This is a genomic window from Variimorphobacter sp. HTMS_6, from assembly GCF_059717775.1.
In genome coordinates, this window is the sequence record NZ_AP046094.1 from 2,775,166 (window position 1) to 2,793,860 (window position 18,695).

Genomic DNA, 18,695 nt, shown 5'->3' on the forward strand with positions numbered 1-18,695 from the left:
AAACAAAATATGTTATCTCAGATGGAGGTTAACTATGTTAAAGTTCTTACTTAATCTAATACCTTTTTATTTTTGTATTATTATTTGCTATTATCTATTAGGTATTGTGCCTTTCGCTATGACCAGCATAATACCAATACCTTTTCTATTTTCTTGGATTATTGCTCCAATCGGTTCAGCCGTTATAGCCTTTATGGCTATAAAACATTTAAAAAGAGATAAAGCAAAGCCATACATACTGCTAACATTTACATTGAATTTATTATTTATCCTTATTTCTGCATTATTTTATAAACCACATGGTGATGTCATCGGCTTCAGCAGTATATTGTTTGATTCCAGATTTAGATTGGTTGTTTGGGGTCCTGGTCTAATAGTGGGTATCATATTTTCAGTTTTGTATAAAGAAAAAGTTCACTAAGATGGACTTACAACTATCCACGACAAGGATTTTGTATTTTATAATATGGTGGATAAACTTATGATCGTGATATTATTGGGGGAAAACATTATGAAAAAAGCTTTAAAATTTGCAATACCATCCTTGCTTATTATATCAATTCTTTTCGTGTTTATATTTACACAATGTGTAAGATCCATTAATTTGGATTCTACTAAAAAAATTATTGTTAATCATGAATATACAGACAAAAATATTCATTTAGAGATAACTGATCGTGATGACTTGAATTATATAATAGACCTATGTAAAGGAATTGCTATCAAAGACTTTTCAACGCCATCCTGCGGTTTTGGTTCTGTAGAATTAGTGTTTGATGACGGAACGAAAGAAATCACATTATATCCTGCTTGTGACAAATGTGGTACAATGAGATTAGGAAAAGATAATAAATTCTTCTATACCATCTCCAAAGAAAAGAGAACTGAATTAGAGTTAATCTTAAAAAAATATGGGATTACGTTCCCATGTGTTTAATATAAAAATATCATATATCTAATGTGTATCATTAATCTTCTATACGTTGGAATTTCAATATTCGTAGCAATATGAGACTCATAATTGATTGAATGGAATGCAGATAAGGGATACTTGCTGTGGGTTAGTTATACTTAATTAGGGAGGGTATAAGATAAAATGAAAAAGCCTATTATTTTAATTGCATTCTGTGCTGTGTTTATTGTCTCTTTACTATATTTTGGCGCTGAACAAAACAAACTCGATTGTTCTACCGTTGAAAAAAGAGAATTGGTATTGAACAAGCAAAGTAAAATAACCGGAAGTACGATTCATATTAGTAATGAAATTCAAATTGATAATTATATCGTTAGCGGTTTTATAAGTTCCAATAACATGTATGGTTTGGCTCTTTTTGAACCAGTAGGAAAAGGAAAGTATCGATTTCAAGTCCGTTGTATAAGCGAAAGTGATCAAGTAATCCATTTTAATATTATTGTAAATCATAAAAATTATGACTTGTTCTGGGCAAATAAAGCGAATTTAGATTATGCTAAAATAACATATACTGTATCTAGTAAAGCTATTGAACCCTTAAAACTAAATGCAACTGATAATAAAATTCTTTATAACGAGGCTCCATCAAATAGTTATTCACTTGAGTGTGTTTTTGTTGATAAAGATGGTAATATTTATGACTAAATGTTAAGCAACTAATTTCTTTAAACTATAACTCATTAATTGGTACTATTCTATCTAGATAAGTTCAATAAATGATCGTCAGGTTCCATCTCTTATTATACATAATAAGGAGCTTCTGCAAACTAGATGAGAATTCATCGAAAGCGCAAAAGCTCCTTTTTCTTATCTATTAGTTATATATAATGAATACATATTCGACTTACTGTTCGATTGTAGTTATTCTACTGCACCAATGTTCCATTATAATATACCTTCACAACCGGATTGGTCAACGTACCATAATTTGACCAATCTGCCTTTGCAAATCGTATATTTACAGAGCAGTTACCGGTTCCAGACTTAAGAGTTACTGCATCCGTAAAGGTTAGTGTCAGAGCTGCATTCGCAATTGATCCACTTACTTTACCAGTTACATCCTGATACCAAGGAGACACGTTAAGCTGCAATGCAGCACTGTCACACCACACATTCTGTGCTGCGCTACTCATGCCGGTCGCGGTATATACTATTCTGACTTTGGATAAATCAATTGTTCCATCCTGAGCTGTAATGTTATACTGCTGATTAACCGTATTCCCATTTTGGCTAGTTGTAACCGATACTGCAGGAATCGCTGTTCCCGGTATAGGTGTTACCGTAGGTGTTGGAGTTACTGTAGGTGTAGGCGTTATCGTAGGTGTTGGCGTAACCGTTGGTGTAGGTGCTTTGGTAGGTGTTACTATAGGTGTTATTGAAGGTGTTATAGTAGGCGTCAATATTGGTGTCACGGTAGGTGTGACCGTAGGTTTCACGGTAACTGTTGGTGTAGGTGTAGCTGAACCCGGCTCATTACCATATACCTTAACTCCAGCATCATACACAGGAATATAGGTTGTTTTCACTACATTACCTGAGCTTACCCCGCTTAACCCTGTAAAGGAATAATCATTCGCACTATTCCAAAAAGTAGTATTCATAGGTCCTGCAATTCTAAATTGCGTCTCTTTTCGATAATTTGACTGCCCTCCCGGATATATCTTTGTCCCTGTGTAGTCAACATTTACATAATAAATATTATTTGATACGTCCCAAGGCTGAAGCTGTGATACTTTAGACCCTGAATTATAGTTGGTAGTAACGGTAAAATCCGAAACGGAGTAACCCAGATTGACTGCTTCTGTGAGATTAACGAAATATTTAAAAGATAACTTATCTCCCACTCGTGCCGGCCAACCGGATTCATTATATAATAGTGATTTTATTTCAATAAAGTTAGGCCCGGATGCATTAATTCCTGCTTCCACAAAGAATTCATCATTAGTAACCGGCTCCATTGCAGTAAAATTAGCAATCGGATTACCACCGTAGGTACCGTATAGCTTAGCCAAAGCTCCTACAAAACCTGCATTATAATCACATGCTACTTCATTATTAACATAATTGTCGATTGTATCAGTATAGCTGTCATTATTGGCAGGACCACCAACCAATGCTCCATAAATTGTATGTCTATGATAATTTGGTACCGTCTGACTATCAGCCCAGGAGCTGTGTGCTGTTCTGTGATGTGGATGCTGCGGAGAATTCGTACCAAAGCCTACTTCAAAGCTACGGCCAGTGCTTCCAAGTGCATAATCTACTTGTTGTTTCATAAATGTCTTGTAAGTTGAAACCTTGCCGGCCGTACATCCTGACCAGTCAGCATATACGCCCGCAAGGAATGCGGTTGTTGTAGCATATCTTAAAGACCCCCAGGAATCCAGCCATGCAAGACCTTTTGGTGTATATGTAATACGGCTACCGTTATAACCGGTTGTCCAGTAATCCAGATACATTTCCATAAAGTTTTTATAAACGGCTTTACCGGTTATTTTCGCCAAGAGCAGAGCTGCTCCGTAATGAACGTCATCCCAGCTTTGGGTCCATTTATATGCGATGTCAGTGGTTTGTCCTTCCTTACCCCAATTTGCCACATAACTTTCAGCCTTGTCTAAATAGGTAGAATCATTGGTAGCTAGATACAACCATGTTGCTGCCCAGGACAATTCATCATAAAAGCCACCATATAGGCTATAGTAACCGTTCGCTGCGGTATAACCACTATCGCTCTTCACCGTATCGGAATAACTGAATAACTCTTTTGCATGTTTTAAGCATGTTGCTGCATAGGTAGGATTTGAATCTTTAAATATCACTGCTGCCGATGCCAAGGCTGATGCAGCCTCTGCTGTTACTGCCGAGCCCGGATTTGACAAGTCCACCTTATAGGATGGACGTGCCATCTGCATTACTTCAGCAGGACCCCACCAGGAATGATCCGCGCTACCGGAACCAACCTGATAATAGTATACATTTGCGGATGGATGACATTTAATCAAATAATCTGTTGCCCATTTTATATTAGCCAACAAATAATTAAGTTGTCCGCTGTCTGCTAAAGCATCCTTTGATTCGTAAGCACTCCAAGCCAGCATACTTGCTGTATATGCCATAGGCAGATTAAATTTAACATGATCTCCTGCATCATACCAGCCTCCTGTAAGATCAAGACTTACATCAGAGCCATCGTTAAGACCGGAATCCCCTCTCCAGTTATTTCTTATACCACTAGGAAGATCACCAGATTCTTGGAATTCATAAAACATGATTGCTTTTTGCATTGCTTCACCATAATTGTAATTTGTTTCTGCCTTAACATTCGTAGGATGATATAGAATAATACTTGCTAACATACAAACACATAACATTATACTTATTATTTTACGCATACCCATACCTCATTTCTTAAAATTAATGTTTAAATGGAACGATGTTAATGTTGAATAACAAACTGACTATTACACTTGCAATTAAGACCCTTGTCCACTTTTTAACTACATGACTCTTTTGTTGATTCCCTCCTTATTAATAATTATTATTCTTACAATTAATCCAAGCAAAATGCCTACTTCACTGCTATAACCCCCAATACCGCTCCTTTCCATACATAATTCAGTAAATCCGGCAATACTTAAACTAATTGAAAGTACCAGCCCATTGAATTGATTTACAATTAAGTGTTTTTAATTAATTTGTCAATAAACAAGCCCCTCCGAATTGTATTTTCATTAAATATAACGAAAATCAGAGGGGCTTGTGACATTATATGTAGGGGTTAATTAATTATTGCTTAAAAAATGGATATAAATAGTAACAAATTACTATAGTATAAAAAGTGTAAATCCATTCACTTGAATCTACTTAATTTTAATATTATAATTATTCCAATAATTAAAACTTAGGCTCGCCAATATCATTACAAATATAAATACAAATGCCCAGCGAATCCTTAATTTGAATAACTTTTTTCTATACTGATTTAGAATTTGCTTCTTTCTATAATTGTAATTCCTTGAAAACTGAATCTTGGGTATTGGTTGATTATCCAATTCTGATGCTATGTTCCGCTCAATGTCATCCTTGTCTAATAATATGATCTCTTGAAGTGTTTTCACTGCTTTAATTCCCTTCCTCTATGATTATTTTTTTTACTGCTTTTTTTGCGCGACAAATATGTTGGCGAACAACACTATCCGTCATACTCAAAAGATTACCAATCTCACTGTTAGATAATTCGTAAACATATTTCAATAAGATAATATCTTGATATTCTTTTTTCAAATTATTAAGCCTTAGCATAAATTCGTGATAATTTTCATCCGCAATAATTTGGTCTAGTAGCATGTCATCATTATCACTAATTTCTTCTCGTTCTTCCATTTCATATTCATATTGTTTTTTACGCTTACGATAAATATCGATCGCAGTATTTTTTATTATTATAACTAATAGGGCTTTAGTTTTTTGACTATATATGTTTTCTATGTCGGGCAAATATTTGATCAGTTTGATAAAAGTTTCATTAATAGCATCTTCTGCAAGATACTTGTCATGTAAAATACTATATGCAATATTATACATAGCAGCTTCATAATATTGATATAGCATTGTTAAGATGTTTTTATCGTTTTCAGTTTCAAATACTGCTAAATTAGGTAATAACATTATTCCTTCCCCCTCTATAGATTTATGCTTATCAATATAACTGTATCATAACACATTTTACATTAATTTCCAATCTAGTCATTAAGGAATAATACCCACTTTCTTATCTCGACAAAGGAATTATTATAGACCATTATTTTTATATATGGTAAAATTAGTCATAATTGCAATTTGATTCACAGAAGATAATGTTCAAATAAAACTATGACTAATATTTGGAAGCAATTAACATATTTAAGCAATTACATAAAACAATTCATTATATTTTTGATACTTGTGTTTTTTCTTTTTTATTTATAGATTTTATTTCATTATCCTATTGACTATCCCCTTAGGTGTTGGATTACTATGGCTTTGGAGGTGATATCTATGTTAATTAACGAAGTAAGTAAAATAACAAAATTGACGAAAAAGGCAATTGAATATTATTCAGAACAGAATTTAATACATCCAGAGATACTCACTAATGGCTATCGAGATTTCAGTAACGACGAAATAGACTGCCTAAAGAAAATATCTGTTCTTCGTAAACTTGGTCTTAGTATTGAAGATATCAAAACAGTTCTTACGGATGAAAATGGGGACACCCTAAAAAAACTAGCCGTTCGTAATGAATTGAATGTACAAAGAGAAAGAGCAAAAAATGCTATTCTTGATAAGCTCAGCTGTGGTAAAAGTTATTCCGAGATTAAACTTGAATTAGAAGCAATTGAACAAGGTGCTTCCGTTACAGAGAAATTACTAGATGCTTTCCCAGGATATTATGGAAGATTTATTAGCTTACATTGGGCACGCTTTATAAATGAACCAATTATAACGGATGAGCAAAAAGCTGCCTATGAGCAAATCTTAGCATTTTTAGATAATACACCTTCATTACATTTTCCTGTAGAATTACAAACTTATTTTGATGAAAGCACAAAAAACATCAGCACGATAGATATTAGTAAAATAAACGATAAAATGAAGCATTCAATAGAAAATCCCGAAAAATTTCTCGAGGAAAACAAAGAGTATTTAGAGTATTACTTAACTTATATTCAATCGGATGATTATAAAAACTCTCCGATGTCTCTAATGAAATCGTTGTTGATTGAGTTTAACCGAACCAGCGGATACTATGATATCTTAGTCCCTGCAATGAAGAAATTAAGCTCCTCATATTCTGAATACTGTAAGCAAAGTGAAATCGCAAACGAAAAATTGTATACTCTATACCCGGAAGCCAAAAAACTTGATACATTTACGAAATAAGCCTGTTCAATTACATCAAATCATATAAAAAAACCATAAGAGTACTATCGTTAATATTCAGATAGCATTCTTATGGTTTTTAATATAAATTCCCTATTCCAAATCCAATTTCATATAAATAGCCGTAATCATCGGACTATCATTATAGGATTCAATTTCATAAAACCCATATTTCTTATATAAATGTATTGCCTCCTTTAAAAATGGTAGCGTATCTAAAAGCACACTTTTATATCCAATACTTTTTGCGTCTTCTAATATCTTTTCTATCAGTTTGTGAGCAACTTTATTGCCTCGAAAAGATGGTCGGACATACAATCTTTTAATTTCGCCTATTTCATCATCTATCCGTCTTAATGCGATACAACCAGCCGATTCACCACCAATTTCAGCAAGATATAATCTTCCCTCCGGTAACCCGTATTTTACATGCAAGTGTTCCAGCTCGGAATCATAATTTTGTACTTGCAAATATTTCGCTACTACAGGATCATTTTCAACTAACATATTTGTATATTCCATAAACAGTTCTTTTATATTGCTTGCATTATCATAGGCTAGTTTTATATTAACATTCATATTATCATCCCTCCACATTTTATGTCACCACTTACTTATTAATATTTTGAATTCCTCTATAGTTTCATCTCGAAGGTAAGCTCTGTTAAATCTTCTCTCCAAAGTATGTTTGCTTCCGTTGTTTTCTTTACAAACCCCATTTTTTTATACATACTGATTGCGGTATCCAAATCACTGCATGTTAATAGATAAATACTCTGATACTCTTTCTCTTTCGCAAATTGGATTGCTTCCTGCAATAGTTTCTTACCGAGTCCCAATTTACGATAGTGTGGATCAATCAGAAACCACCTTAGCTGAGCTTGCTCTCCCCGGTCTATAATACCGATACAACCGATAATGTTTCCATTATGTTGCGCGCACCATAGGTGTTCCTTATTTGAATTATAATCAACTAAAAACTTGTACAACGATTCTGCCACATAACCTTCAAATGCTTCGGAATACCCATACTCTTCATTATAAATCAGTGCATGTAAATATGTAATATATCCGATATCTCCCGGATGTATCTTAGTTCGGATCGAGATATCCTCAAGCTTAATAAAATTCCCCTTTGTCAAAATAGTTTCTATCGATGTCATATTCTGAACGATTTGTTTTTGATCAATCTCCGGTAAAGGTTTTATCAATTCGATGATCTGCTCATCTGAACTATGATTTAGTTCATTCATTTTTTCTTTGCCCTTTGATGTTAGAAATAAATATTGTGCTCTCCCGTCCTTCGTTGATTTTTCTTTGATTATTAAATCCCATTTATATAACTTCTTTAATATTCTACTTAGGTACCCTGTATCCATACAAAGTATGTCTGATAACATTCTCGAAGTGCAGTCTTTTGTTTTTTCGATTTCATGTAATACTCGTACTTCTGATAATGATAAATCACTTTGCAGAACATACTGATCCAATAACCCCAGTATATTCGTATAATATCGATTGAATCTTCTGATTATTTTTACACTGTTTTTAATATCACTCTTCATACTTTATAATCTCCTTATTTTATATAGGAATTATATAAGCATTAGTTGTATATGTCAATCATTTTAATTGCTTTTGTCAACTATTTACCAACACTACAAGAGGCAAAGAATGATTGGATCTGAAACTATTATTTTAGTTAGAATTTTTTTTACAAGAATATAACTGAATGATATAATGGTATAAATTAGATATTTATTTGACTTAAGAAAATGAGGTAACTTCATGAAGAAAAATAAAATTTTATTATTCACAAAAGCTCTTTATATAATTGCTCTTGTCGCCACAATCGTTACACTTTTTATTGTTTACACTAAAAATGAAAGCAAAATTGCTTGGCGATTCGTAATAGTTTTTTTATTTTTCCTCATCTTTTTTTCTATATATATGTTTATTATAGCGATTACAAATTTAAGAAAACTCAAATGGCTAGAAATAAGCAAAATGCTGCGAAATTTTATTGTTTTATTCGTTATATCTGCTGTTCTGTGCTTCGCTTTTGATATAATCTTTAGGCCTTCAAAAGCAGATTTTTTTCGTGTGCTTCCAACAGCTTTTAGTTCTACTCTTGGTATATCTCTTTTTGAAGTAATCTTTTACAAAAGAAATGATAATTAATCAATAAGCAGAAGGAGGATTGTCAATGGCTATAAGGCAACTTAGATTTAATGATGATAAGATACTTCGTAAAAAATGCAAAGAAGTTCTTATCATTGATGATAAAATTCGACAAATACTTGATGATATGATGGATACCTTACATAATACGGAGAATGGTGCTGCGTTGGCAGCTAACCAGGTAGGTATATTAAAAAGATTGGTCGTTATAGATTATTGTGATTATTATTTGAAGTTGGTTAATCCTAAAATTGTCGGTTATAGCGGAGAACAAGAATGTATTGAAGGGTGCTTAAGCTTCCCTGATCGTATCGTCAAAACAATTCGACCTCAGAAGGTCACCATTCAGGCACTGGATGAAAACAGAGAGGAAGTATTGATCACCGGAGAAGATGATATGGCAAAATGCTTTTGTCATGAAATTGAACATCTGGATGGACAGATTTTTCTAGATAAGGCTATCTCTGAAATCAAACTTTAAAACGTTCTTTGGCGGGTTCAGTAATCTATGCTGTTATCGATTTTTTTTCACTTTCTACTTTTTATTTTAAGTCATATTATGTATAATATAGGTAAAAAAGAAGGAGATATAATATAATGTTAATGGAACATAATGTCGAACTGAAAATAAATTATTTAGTTAATGATTGTTTTGATGCGGTTCTAGAATCAGTATCTGCTTTAAAAAATTATGAAATCACTGAGAAAAACGAGGTTATCGGAACCATTCGGATAAAAGTAAAAGGCCTTACATCCTCTCCAGGTGATTATGTTAGTGTTACAATCTCCCAAGAATCAGATAGTATAACAAAAGTATTAATTACTGGTGGAGCAAAAGTTCCTTATCTGTTGGCCAAGAAAAATTGTATTAAAAACGCCGATGCAATTGCTTCTGCTTTCGGAAATCAAATTACGAATTATCACAAAATCGAACAAATTTCTTCTAACAACTCAAAATCGGACTTTTCAACCGAAAGCAAACTTGAACAATTGAAAAACATGTATCAAAAAAACCTGTTATCAAAAGAGGAATACGATCAAAAGAGAACAGAAATCATAAATAACATGTTTTAATATTTAGTTAGTTCTTTAATCTACAAAATCATAAAACGTATGATTACATATATATATATAAGATGTGACATAAAATTCATTCTATTTATTTACAGTACCCGGTTTCAAAATCAATGATATTCCTAAGAGGTTTGCCTGCAAGATGATTCTCTATATTTGTAGCCGCTATCTCCACGATTTTATCCAATGTCTCCGGTAAGTGATATGCACCGGAGACATGAGGCGTAATCATGATATTCTGCTCCCTCCACATAGGGTGTTCGGGTGGGAGTGGCTCCGGATCAGTCACATCCAAACCTGCGGATAATATCTCCCCATTTTTAATGGCAGCTAATAGGTCATCCTGATCCACTGCAGTTCCTCTCCCTCCATTTAAGAAGATTGCTGAATTCTTCATGTTTGCGAAAAATTCCGCATTATACAGATGATATGTTAACGGTGTGTTTGGTAGAAAGGAAACTATAACATCAGATTTTGGTACGATTTCCTCCAAATCTTCCATCAAGTGAAGCTCATCCACTTGGCTCGGGCAATCGCTTTTTCGTCTCTTGATCCCAATGACATAAGCACCAAGCGCTTTCACCATTCCCGCAAAATACAGCCCAATATCTCCTAATCCGATGACTGTAACCGTTGCCTCCGATATCGAGTGGACTGTTCCGTAATCCTTCCACTCACCATTTATTCTATCATCCCTGTAGAGATGTACCTTTTTCTGTAGGCACATCATCATTGCAAACATATGCTCAGCAACACTTTTCCCATAAGCTCCCGTGGCATTGGTCAAGGTTGTCTTAGAAGATAATACTCCCGGCAGAATATAGCCATCCGTTCCGGCAGAATTTAACTGAAGCAGCTCCAACGTGTTGGATTCTTTTATATACGCTGTCGGCACATTTCCTACTATAATTTCTGAATTTTGCACCATATCGGTAGTTATCTCCGAAATCGGAACATAGTGAAATACACTTTCTTTACTACATCTCTCCAATCGTCTTTTATGTTTTTCATTCACCGGTAGTACTACTAGAATTCGCTTCATCTGTTTATCCTTTCAATTACATCCATATAGATTTTATCCTGTAGTGCAATGCACAGCGGCAACCCTCTGGTTCATTTAATCTAATGGTGTAAATGTATTATTTTGTTTTATTTTATACCTATAGACTTCATTGTTCAAGATTATTGAGAAAAATCAAACTAACTACTTACAACAAATCAGAATGATAATCGATACCACAATATATCATTTGCATCATTTAAGTCGCCCGTTTAGGTTATGCTTAATTATCTTGAGTATCCACAACTAAGATGATTTAAAATTATTACCCAATATGATATAATGGGTTATATTGGATACACAAAATAACGAGGTCTTCGAAAAGGAGAGCGACTATGACAAATCAGTTTCATATTAGGCAGTCAAATGAAGATATGGATATTAGAAAGATTAGAGAATTGTTGACTCATACTTATTGGGCAAATAAAAGAGCGGAAGCGTTAATTAAAAAAAGTATTGAGAACTCCTTGTGTTACGGAGCCTTTACCGATGAAAACAAACAGATTGGTTTTGCAAGGGTTATCACCGATTTTGCAACCACCTACTATGTCTGCGATGTTGTTGTGGACGAGCAATACCGAGGTATCGGCGTAGGTAAAGCTTTAATTAATATGATCACCTCAGACAGTCGGCTAAAAGATATGCTGGGTATGTTATTGACAGATAATGCTCATGGCCTCTATCAACAATATGGCTTCAAACAAATCGACGGCACCTATATGGCCAGACGATAGCATCTGTTCTACATACTATATCCTTTTATAATTATATATATTATGAAATACTTAACCCGCGTGCTCTGATTTAATGAATCAAATTACCACTATAAAAGTTCTATCTACCATGGACAAGGTTATGGTATGATTAATGCAATAAATTCAAACAGATAAGGTACAATCATGAATGACAACACCTCAATAAAATATAAAATTAAAAGCTTTCCAGAGCTTCCAGGAATATATAAGATGCTGGATTCCGGCAACAACATAATCTATATTGGCAAAAGCAAATGCCTTAGAAAAAGGGTTCAGTCCTACTTTGTTAATTCTCCAAAATGGGAAAAGGTAACGAAAATGGTCTCATCCATAAATGATATTGAGTATATCGTGACCGATACGCATTTGGAGGCACGGTTATTGGAATGTAAACTAATTAAAAGTGTTCAACCACGCTTTAATGCGCAAATGAAAAATGATCGTCGTTACATCTACCTTAAAGTGAATGGCTATAATCGTTACGGTACTCTTTCCGTTGTAGCCGAACGCGAGGAGGATTGCTTTGGACCCTTTCGCAAAAAATATGCCATGACTGAATTCACCAAAAAGTTAACGAATATATATCCCATCCATAAGCATGAGGAGGGATATATATTCAATTATAATCTTTTTCCAATTAAGCTTAATAAGGAAGACTTTGAGCAAAACCGGACGGTATTGTTAGAGCTCTTTCATAACAGTAATCAACTTACAATCTTCATAGACTACCTACAGCAGAAATTAGAGGAAGCTGCAAGCCAGTATCGATATGAAATAGCTTCGTATTACAGAGATTTAATAATTGACTTTACATCTATAAAGCATGGTTTAGATGGATATAAAAATCTGTCCGTGAACGATATCTTATTAAAGTTGCCTATTCAAATCGGATACAAATTATTTTATGTATCAGATGGAATGATTCGAAACTGCAAAACGGTACATGACTTATCAGATGATACCATTAAAGATTTTCTAATACGTAGTCAATCTTCAGATTCTTCAATAATACCTGTAGAAAAGACCGATAAATCATATATCGATTTCCGAGATATTCTGTACTCAGAGATAAGAGATCTACCGGATGAGATGGTTGAAGTACTGTAGAATTTAAAGGAGAAATTTTATAATGGGTAAAAATATATATAATAAAGTTGATACTAGTATTACTTTGGTACTGTTATGTATTATTTCATCTCATATTAATAATTTACTGCTCAAAACCGTAGTGGTACTAATATCTTCCATTATTCTTGAAATATTGAATAATGCAATTCAATACTTCATTTATAGAGATGAAAGTATTATAAAATGCGTTGATGAAATAAAAAAAGAAAATGATTCAAAGCAAAAGCAAGCAGATTTAATAACGTTATTTCTATTTATTCCATTAATAATAACAGTTTTCGTAGTAATCATCACATCACTTATAAAATTCAAATTATAATAGACGATAAGATTTCTCTTTCATTTATAATATTATCACCTTTTGTAATCCATATCATATAGTATATTGCAGAATATTTTGTCGAATTTTGTAACTTGCAGTTCATTCAAGTTGACCTCCACTACTGTGTTAATCATCGACAACAATACTAATCTGCAATTACAAGGAGGTAATATTATGAGCTCTAAAGAAATCAGAATTGGTGCGCTATATCCTCTTACCGGCGATTATAAATATATCGGACAAAGCATTAAGCAAGTAATTGATTTTTATGTTAATCTTGTTAACACACAGAATGAATGCAATTATCCACCGGAAATAGGATTACCATACCTTCACGGTTATAAGGTCAAATTAATTTGGGCTGATACGAAGGGGGATCCTGTTGTGGGTACTAATGAAGCTTTGCGATTAGTAAAAGAGGAGAATGTAGTGGCGATAATCGGCTCCTTCCAAAGCTCGGTGACGGCAGCAGTTTCCCTACAGATGGAGATTCTTAATGTCCCCTATATTAGCCCGGTTACTGATGCTATCTCTCTGACTGAACGAGGATTAAAATGGTTCTTTCGCACGGGCCCTACTAACTTTACTTATACAAAAGCCTATTTCGATCTATTGGCAACGCTAGGATTTTCTCATTCCAGTGTTGGTTCATTGGTTGAGAATTCTTATCTCGGTTTAGAAGAAGCACTGGCTGTAGTTAATTTCTCACGTATCTACGGACATGATATAAAACTGTTGGAATTGTATAATCCCGATCACCCAATTCCAAAGGAAAAGCTACTCCGCATAAAGTATTGCAATGCAAATTTTCTCTTTACTGACGGCACGAGTGATGCAGTAATACAAACCATAAAAACCTTTCAGGACATCAAATATTATCCAATGGCAATCTTCCACCAAACCTCCACCTACACCTATCCACAAGTCTTAAGTGGCTTAGGTAAGGCTGCAAATTATGCCTTCAGTACTGTCATATGGTCTCTCGGATTGACAAAGAAAATACCCTTAGCAAAAATCGTGAATAATATGTACAAGGACGAATATGGTACCGACATGAATACGGTTAATGCAGGAAGTTATATCGGAATATATACACTAATTGATGCGATATCTCGTGCAGAACATCTCACTCCACATTCTATTAGAAAAGCTCTGGCTCAGACTGATATCAGCGGGAAAAACTTGATTGTACCCTGGAAAGGAGTACATTTTGATTGTAACGGTCAGAATATTTATGCCGAAGGTATGATTGATCAGATTCAACATGATATTCCACAGATTGTGTGGCCTCTACCATATGCCGAAGCGGAAGCAGCCCTACCCGCTCCTCAATGGACAGAGTGTAAAAATCATAGAAACATCTTCTAATATTAATACAAATGAAACCCAGGTATGAAAAATAACAAATTTCATACCTAGATTTCATTTATAATTACATTCCCATATCACCATTATCTTGGCTTAATTGCCAGCCAATACCAAACTTATCGATCACGCTACCATAACATTTACTCCAGAAGGTCTCACCCAATTCCTGCAACACCACTCCTCCTTCCGATAGCTTGTTATAGATGTCTTTAATATCCTCCACATCCTTACTAATATAGGAGAGCGTAATATTATTTCCCACCGTAAAAGGGCTTCCCGGATAATTATCCGAGAACATCAATACACTTTCTTTTATATTCATACGAGCATGCATAACCAGAGGTTTCACTTCCTCAGGTATCTGATACTGTGGATTCTGCGGGGCTTCTCCAAAGGTCATCTTCTGATATTTCTGCGTATTAAAAACATGTTCATAAAAATCCAGTGCCTCACTACAATTTCCGTTATATACTAAGTAAACATTTACTGACATAGTTTTCTCCTTTTCTACTCAAAAATCATCAATTATGAGTGTTCCCTCTTTTCGAAAAAATCACGCTTAACTTACTTGCCCATAGTGTTAGAATATTCCATGAACTTCACAGACACATACTTGAGGGAGTGAAAATTATATTTCATTTCACTTTAACATTATCCCTCATTGATCAGATTTTATATACTTTCAAAATTACAAAATGTTAATTTAAGTTTAAATATATTAAATATTTCCTTATCTTGTTTACAATGGAAACCAATTCAGATATGATAAATCTAGCTTTAAAAAAACAATTTTCACCATGCTTATTGATATGTGCAAAAACATACCCTCACGATAAAAGGAGAAGAACAATGCTTAAATTAAACAAGTACTATCTCCAGTTGCTTTCCTGTGTCATGATTTTATCTATCATAGCAATTGGTTCCTCTTGCAAAGTACCAACAGCCAACTCCTCTGCTATGAATACTGACGCAAAATTTACTTCAACTCCTATGATACCTGTTTCTTCCTCTCCTATACCCACATCAGCACATATCATCTCCTCAACAATCGTCGTTACTTCCAACCCGGCTCTCACTCCCCCTCCATACCTCTCGACTACTTGAGCAAATTGATTTCCAAAATAAGTAATGTAAAGGAGCTAAAACCATGTACCGTATTAGTAGTATTTTCAAAGATAAATTAGAGCTATATGGCTTTCTTTTTCTTTATGTATTATTAGTTGTATCGTCTATATGGAAGGTTAATAACTCGCTTGATGTCGTGCTAGATATCATAATTATCACGTGCTTTTTTTTATTAGTTTTATTTCTATTTGCTTATTCACAAAAATCAAAGCTTTGGCTTATTTTACAATTGCTTCTTCTTCCTCCGTTATCGCTGTTATATTGTTTTTTAATGGTTCAGTATTCTAATACAAACATTACATATTCCGGTGGTTACTTTATTAGTTTTTTGTTTTTTATTCGAACCCTCTTAACACCGGAAAAATATGCGAGAGAATTATATTTGTATCAAATCATTTTACTTGTTATGTACTACATTGTTCTAGGATTTCTTGTTCTACGATTTTTATAAAAACTTGGGTTTCTACCCCCTTAGAAGCATTCACCATATTCTGGGACGAAGAAAGAACTTGCCTTTTTATGGTAAAAGTTGTATAAATGGATGTATAAATCTTAGTTATAATCGGAGGTTTGGCTATGAATATCGGTTTCTATGCCTGTTTAATTTTCGCTATTATATTCGGAATCTTAACGCTCATATTCTTTCTGATTAAGGAAAAAGGAGCCTCCTTCATTAGCGGTTTTAATACCCTCTCGAAGAGTGAGAGAGATAAATATGACGTTGCAAGAATGTCCAGAGATTTTAGAAACTCCATCCTTCTTTGGACTATTATCATGGTAATTGGAGCAGTATTATCCCATATATTTTCACAGTATATTGCAATCCTTGCGTTTCTTGCTTGGCTCATCGTATTCTGCAAGGATGTACATTTTGACACAGAAAAGGCTTTTGGTAAATATAAAATCAAGTAAAATATAATTGTAACAATTCAAAAATGAATTAACATAGTCCTTTCAACATGAATTCATAAAAACAGAGAACTCTTCTACCTGGGAGTTCTCTATTTTTGTTATAATGTATCTATTATGGTGATATCGATATAGAGATTTCTATATTGGTAAAGTTGTATTTTATATAGCCGCACGTTGTGCGTATTGAAGTAATTATTTAGATTCCCTGCTTTGAGCACTCTAATATACTCTATATACACTCTAATCATATTAAATATATTCAAATTACTTTGTAACCTTTTTCATTCATCGGTATCTAATATTCGAAAGGAGGCGCAATGGAATCATTTACTGACGTATATCTTAAATATTATAACATGATTTATCGTTTCCTTTTGAAGTTATCTTGCAACTCCAGCATAGCCGAGGAATTAACACAAGAGGTATTTTACAAAGCTTTCTTACATATTGGAAAATTCAAAGAAAAAAGTAGTCTATACACTTGGTTATGCGCGATTGCCAAAAATGAATGGTTAAGGGAATGTAGAAGAAATAAACATTATTCCACCGACATCATGGACGAGCTCACCACCCAAACTGACGATATAAGCATCGTAGATCACTTGATTCATAAGGATTTAAAATATAAGCTCCGCCAAGAACTACAATCCATGCCTGAGCTATACCGAGACGTGATAATTTTGCATGTATATGCGGATATCCCGCTTAAAACTATCGCCAGGGATAAAGGGAAATCGGAAAGCTGGGCTAAGGTGACCTACTATCGTGCCAAGGAATATCTATCGAAAGAAATGGAGGAATATCATGAAGATTGAATGTAATGTGATTAAGGATTTAATGCCTTTATATGTGGATGATTACTGTAGTGATGAAAGCAGGCAGCTTGTCGATGAGCATATGAAAAAATGTGAAAGTTGTAGAGCAAGCTATGAGCATATGAAAACACCCATGCTCGATACCGATGCCCCTATAGACGCCGAACCTTCTTCTGCAGATGTGATCATCGTAAAAAAAGGGGTAAAGAAAATACGCAGATTATGGATTTTATCAATCATAATTATTCTATTATTGACGCCCGTTACTTACTTTACCGTAAATCAAGTCAGGGGAAGCGGTTTAACCTTTACCAATATGGACGATGTAACGTTGTGTAGGGATTTTTTAAATAATATTAAAAAGGAAAACTCTGATCAGGCATTTCGCTTCATCGATTGGGATAGTCATTATCAGTATTTGATTACCCCAAATTTGAATCAAGTAGTAACAGATCATTACCGCTATACAACCTCATCAAAAGTTGAACCCGATAAGGAGAAATATTATCAAACTGCTAAGAATTTTTTCATCCAGGATTTGCAGCTCCTTTATAAAAACGGGTACCGGGTTGTGGATTACAAATTCTCCTCTGTATCAAAATACAATACACGAGAATGGCAGGTGGAATATAGTATCTATATGAACAATAACGAAGGCAAAAAATATTATATTGGTAAATTATCCTTTACCACCGCAAAGAACAAAATAAGGACCATTTCAAGTATATCATCCGGTCATCCCAAATTCAGCTACGACTCAGATATACCATCCGATCAACCTATTAATATGGATCCACAGGATAATGAGATTACATTTTTAGACCAAGCGATATCTGATTGGTCTGCTGAAGCATATGATGAGTTAGCAGGGGATGATCAATTCGTACCGATTAAAAAAAACGAACTATGGAGATAATCCTATGATAATACAACATTTCTTATCCTTATGCATGTTGTAAAATAACGATTTGTAGGAATGATGTTATATTGCCATAAAGCACTGTTCTTCCAACCTGTATGTGAGGCAAATAACATTGTTCCTTAATAAAATTATTATTTT

At 34.0% G+C, this 18,695-nt stretch carries 21 protein-coding genes; 14 read left to right on the plus strand and 7 right to left on the minus strand.

Going from position 1 to position 18,695, the window contains the following annotated elements; translation table 11 throughout:
* Positions 1-34: 34 nt before the first annotated feature.
* From AC6IWN_RS12575 to AC6IWN_RS12585, 3 genes are all read left to right on the plus strand, one after another.
* Positions 35-421: a hypothetical protein gene (locus AC6IWN_RS12575; protein ID WP_497987757.1), complete on the plus strand. Its 387-nt coding sequence runs from the start codon at positions 35-37 to the stop codon at positions 419-421.
* A gap of 90 nt (positions 422-511) precedes the next feature.
* Positions 512-937 (plus strand): hypothetical protein, encoded by a 426-nt coding sequence (locus tag AC6IWN_RS12580; protein WP_497987758.1) that lies wholly within the window; start codon positions 512-514, stop codon positions 935-937.
* A gap of 159 nt (positions 938-1,096) precedes the next feature.
* The gene (locus AC6IWN_RS12585) at positions 1,097-1,618 is read left to right on the plus strand and encodes a hypothetical protein (protein WP_497987759.1); all 522 of its coding nucleotides are present in this window, start codon (positions 1,097-1,099) and stop codon (positions 1,616-1,618) included.
* Positions 1,619-1,839: 221 nt separating this feature from the next.
* On the opposite strand, the gene AC6IWN_RS12590 is transcribed toward AC6IWN_RS12585, so the two are convergent.
* Positions 1,840-4,365 carry a glycoside hydrolase family 9 protein gene (locus AC6IWN_RS12590; RefSeq protein ID WP_497987760.1) on the minus strand — a complete coding sequence of 842 codons (2,526 nt, stop codon included), beginning with the start codon at positions 4,363-4,365 and terminating at the stop codon, positions 1,840-1,842.
* A 730-nt stretch (positions 4,366-5,095) separates the two neighbouring features.
* Positions 5,096-5,641, minus strand: coding sequence for an RNA polymerase sigma factor (locus tag AC6IWN_RS12595; RefSeq protein ID WP_497987761.1), 546 nt, complete (start codon positions 5,639-5,641; stop codon positions 5,096-5,098).
* A gap of 369 nt (positions 5,642-6,010) precedes the next feature.
* On the opposite strand from AC6IWN_RS12595, the gene AC6IWN_RS12600 reads away from it, so the two are divergent.
* The gene (locus AC6IWN_RS12600; RefSeq protein ID WP_497987762.1) at positions 6,011-6,895 is read left to right on the plus strand and encodes a MerR family transcriptional regulator; all 885 of its coding nucleotides are present in this window, start codon (positions 6,011-6,013) and stop codon (positions 6,893-6,895) included.
* Between the two features lie 93 nt (positions 6,896-6,988).
* Here AC6IWN_RS12600 and AC6IWN_RS12605 read toward each other — a convergent pair whose 3' ends face one another.
* Positions 6,989-7,474 carry a GNAT family N-acetyltransferase gene (locus tag AC6IWN_RS12605; RefSeq protein ID WP_497987763.1) on the minus strand — a complete coding sequence of 162 codons (486 nt, stop codon included), beginning with the start codon at positions 7,472-7,474 and terminating at the stop codon, positions 6,989-6,991.
* 56 nt (positions 7,475-7,530) lie between these two features.
* A complete protein-coding gene (locus AC6IWN_RS12610; RefSeq protein WP_497987764.1) occupies positions 7,531-8,460 on the minus strand; it encodes a bifunctional helix-turn-helix transcriptional regulator/GNAT family N-acetyltransferase in 930 nt (309 codons plus the stop codon).
* Between the two features lie 223 nt (positions 8,461-8,683).
* Here AC6IWN_RS12610 and AC6IWN_RS12615 point away from each other — a divergent pair, with 223 nt between their 5' ends.
* The 3 genes from AC6IWN_RS12615 (at position 8,684) to AC6IWN_RS12625 (ending at position 10,150) form a co-directional block, all read left to right on the plus strand.
* Positions 8,684-9,076 carry a hypothetical protein gene (locus tag AC6IWN_RS12615; protein ID WP_497987765.1) on the plus strand — a complete coding sequence of 131 codons (393 nt, stop codon included), beginning with the start codon at positions 8,684-8,686 and terminating at the stop codon, positions 9,074-9,076.
* Positions 9,077-9,101: 25 nt separating this feature from the next.
* Positions 9,102-9,557, plus strand: coding sequence for a peptide deformylase (gene def / locus AC6IWN_RS12620; RefSeq protein ID WP_497987766.1), 456 nt, complete (start codon positions 9,102-9,104; stop codon positions 9,555-9,557).
* Between the two features lie 116 nt (positions 9,558-9,673).
* Positions 9,674-10,150 carry an SHOCT domain-containing protein gene (locus AC6IWN_RS12625; RefSeq protein WP_497987767.1) on the plus strand — a complete coding sequence of 159 codons (477 nt, stop codon included), beginning with the start codon at positions 9,674-9,676 and terminating at the stop codon, positions 10,148-10,150.
* Between the two features lie 85 nt (positions 10,151-10,235).
* Here AC6IWN_RS12625 and AC6IWN_RS12630 read toward each other — a convergent pair whose 3' ends face one another.
* Entirely contained in the window at positions 10,236-11,192 is a 957-nt protein-coding gene (locus tag AC6IWN_RS12630; RefSeq protein WP_497987768.1) for a D-2-hydroxyacid dehydrogenase, read from the minus strand.
* Between the two features lie 353 nt (positions 11,193-11,545).
* Here AC6IWN_RS12630 and AC6IWN_RS12635 point away from each other — a divergent pair, with 353 nt between their 5' ends.
* The 4 genes from AC6IWN_RS12635 (at position 11,546) to AC6IWN_RS12650 (ending at position 14,783) form a co-directional block, all read left to right on the plus strand.
* Positions 11,546-11,944 (plus strand): GNAT family N-acetyltransferase, encoded by a 399-nt coding sequence (locus tag AC6IWN_RS12635; RefSeq protein ID WP_497987769.1) that lies wholly within the window; start codon positions 11,546-11,548, stop codon positions 11,942-11,944.
* A 165-nt stretch (positions 11,945-12,109) separates the two neighbouring features.
* On the plus strand, positions 12,110-13,072 hold the full coding sequence (locus AC6IWN_RS12640) for a GIY-YIG nuclease family protein (RefSeq protein WP_497987770.1): 963 nt from the start codon (positions 12,110-12,112) through the stop codon (positions 13,070-13,072).
* A 22-nt stretch (positions 13,073-13,094) separates the two neighbouring features.
* Positions 13,095-13,412 (plus strand): hypothetical protein, encoded by a 318-nt coding sequence (locus AC6IWN_RS12645; protein ID WP_497987771.1) that lies wholly within the window; start codon positions 13,095-13,097, stop codon positions 13,410-13,412.
* A gap of 177 nt (positions 13,413-13,589) precedes the next feature.
* Positions 13,590-14,783: an ABC transporter substrate-binding protein gene (locus tag AC6IWN_RS12650; RefSeq protein WP_497987772.1), complete on the plus strand. Its 1,194-nt coding sequence runs from the start codon at positions 13,590-13,592 to the stop codon at positions 14,781-14,783.
* Between the two features lie 64 nt (positions 14,784-14,847).
* On the opposite strand, the gene AC6IWN_RS12655 is transcribed toward AC6IWN_RS12650, so the two are convergent.
* Both AC6IWN_RS12655 and AC6IWN_RS12660 read right to left on the minus strand, forming a co-directional pair.
* Entirely contained in the window at positions 14,848-15,276 is a 429-nt protein-coding gene (locus tag AC6IWN_RS12655; protein ID WP_497987773.1) for a VOC family protein, read from the minus strand.
* A gap of 376 nt (positions 15,277-15,652) precedes the next feature.
* Positions 15,653-15,859 (minus strand): hypothetical protein, encoded by a 207-nt coding sequence (locus AC6IWN_RS12660; RefSeq protein ID WP_497987774.1) that lies wholly within the window; start codon positions 15,857-15,859, stop codon positions 15,653-15,655.
* Between the two features lie 625 nt (positions 15,860-16,484).
* Here AC6IWN_RS12660 and AC6IWN_RS12665 point away from each other — a divergent pair.
* The 3 genes from AC6IWN_RS12665 (at position 16,485) to AC6IWN_RS12675 (ending at position 18,551) form a co-directional block, all read left to right on the plus strand.
* The gene (locus AC6IWN_RS12665; protein WP_497987775.1) at positions 16,485-16,820 is read left to right on the plus strand and encodes a DUF3784 domain-containing protein; all 336 of its coding nucleotides are present in this window, start codon (positions 16,485-16,487) and stop codon (positions 16,818-16,820) included.
* Between the two features lie 317 nt (positions 16,821-17,137).
* On the plus strand, positions 17,138-17,635 hold the full coding sequence (locus AC6IWN_RS12670; RefSeq protein WP_497987776.1) for an RNA polymerase sigma factor: 498 nt from the start codon (positions 17,138-17,140) through the stop codon (positions 17,633-17,635).
* The gene (locus tag AC6IWN_RS12675; RefSeq protein WP_497987777.1) at positions 17,625-18,551 is read left to right on the plus strand and encodes a zf-HC2 domain-containing protein; all 927 of its coding nucleotides are present in this window, start codon (positions 17,625-17,627) and stop codon (positions 18,549-18,551) included. Before AC6IWN_RS12670 ends, AC6IWN_RS12675 begins: the two co-directional genes overlap by 11 nt.
* Positions 18,552-18,695: the final 144 nt, after the last annotated feature.

Coding starts and splice junctions, on each gene's coding strand:
- AC6IWN_RS12650 (WP_497987772.1), top strand. CDS start 13,590: ATGAGCTCTAAAGAAATCAGAATTGGTGCGCTATATCCTCTTACCGGC.
- AC6IWN_RS12580 (WP_497987758.1), top strand. CDS start 512: ATGAAAAAAGCTTTAAAATTTGCAATACCATCCTTGCTTATTATATCA.
- AC6IWN_RS12640 (WP_497987770.1), top strand. CDS start 12,110: ATGAATGACAACACCTCAATAAAATATAAAATTAAAAGCTTTCCAGAG.
- AC6IWN_RS12600 (WP_497987762.1), top strand. CDS start 6,011: ATGTTAATTAACGAAGTAAGTAAAATAACAAAATTGACGAAAAAGGCA.
- AC6IWN_RS12675 (WP_497987777.1), top strand. CDS start 17,625: ATGAAGATTGAATGTAATGTGATTAAGGATTTAATGCCTTTATATGTG.
- AC6IWN_RS12625 (WP_497987767.1), top strand. CDS start 9,674: ATGTTAATGGAACATAATGTCGAACTGAAAATAAATTATTTAGTTAAT.
- AC6IWN_RS12670 (WP_497987776.1), top strand. CDS start 17,138: ATGGAATCATTTACTGACGTATATCTTAAATATTATAACATGATTTAT.
- def (WP_497987766.1), top strand. CDS start 9,102: ATGGCTATAAGGCAACTTAGATTTAATGATGATAAGATACTTCGTAAA.
- AC6IWN_RS12575 (WP_497987757.1), top strand. CDS start 35: ATGTTAAAGTTCTTACTTAATCTAATACCTTTTTATTTTTGTATTATT.
- AC6IWN_RS12645 (WP_497987771.1), top strand. CDS start 13,095: ATGGGTAAAAATATATATAATAAAGTTGATACTAGTATTACTTTGGTA.
- AC6IWN_RS12585 (WP_497987759.1), top strand. CDS start 1,097: ATGAAAAAGCCTATTATTTTAATTGCATTCTGTGCTGTGTTTATTGTC.
- AC6IWN_RS12595 (WP_497987761.1), bottom strand. CDS start 5,641: ATGTTATTACCTAATTTAGCAGTATTTGAAACTGAAAACGATAAAAAC.
- AC6IWN_RS12630 (WP_497987768.1), bottom strand. CDS start 11,192: ATGAAGCGAATTCTAGTAGTACTACCGGTGAATGAAAAACATAAAAGA.
- AC6IWN_RS12665 (WP_497987775.1), top strand. CDS start 16,485: ATGAATATCGGTTTCTATGCCTGTTTAATTTTCGCTATTATATTCGGA.
- AC6IWN_RS12605 (WP_497987763.1), bottom strand. CDS start 7,474: ATGAATGTTAATATAAAACTAGCCTATGATAATGCAAGCAATATAAAA.
- AC6IWN_RS12590 (WP_497987760.1), bottom strand. CDS start 4,365: ATGCGTAAAATAATAAGTATAATGTTATGTGTTTGTATGTTAGCAAGT.
- AC6IWN_RS12655 (WP_497987773.1), bottom strand. CDS start 15,276: ATGTCAGTAAATGTTTACTTAGTATATAACGGAAATTGTAGTGAGGCA.
- AC6IWN_RS12615 (WP_497987765.1), top strand. CDS start 8,684: ATGAAGAAAAATAAAATTTTATTATTCACAAAAGCTCTTTATATAATT.
- AC6IWN_RS12610 (WP_497987764.1), bottom strand. CDS start 8,460: ATGAAGAGTGATATTAAAAACAGTGTAAAAATAATCAGAAGATTCAAT.
- AC6IWN_RS12635 (WP_497987769.1), top strand. CDS start 11,546: ATGACAAATCAGTTTCATATTAGGCAGTCAAATGAAGATATGGATATT.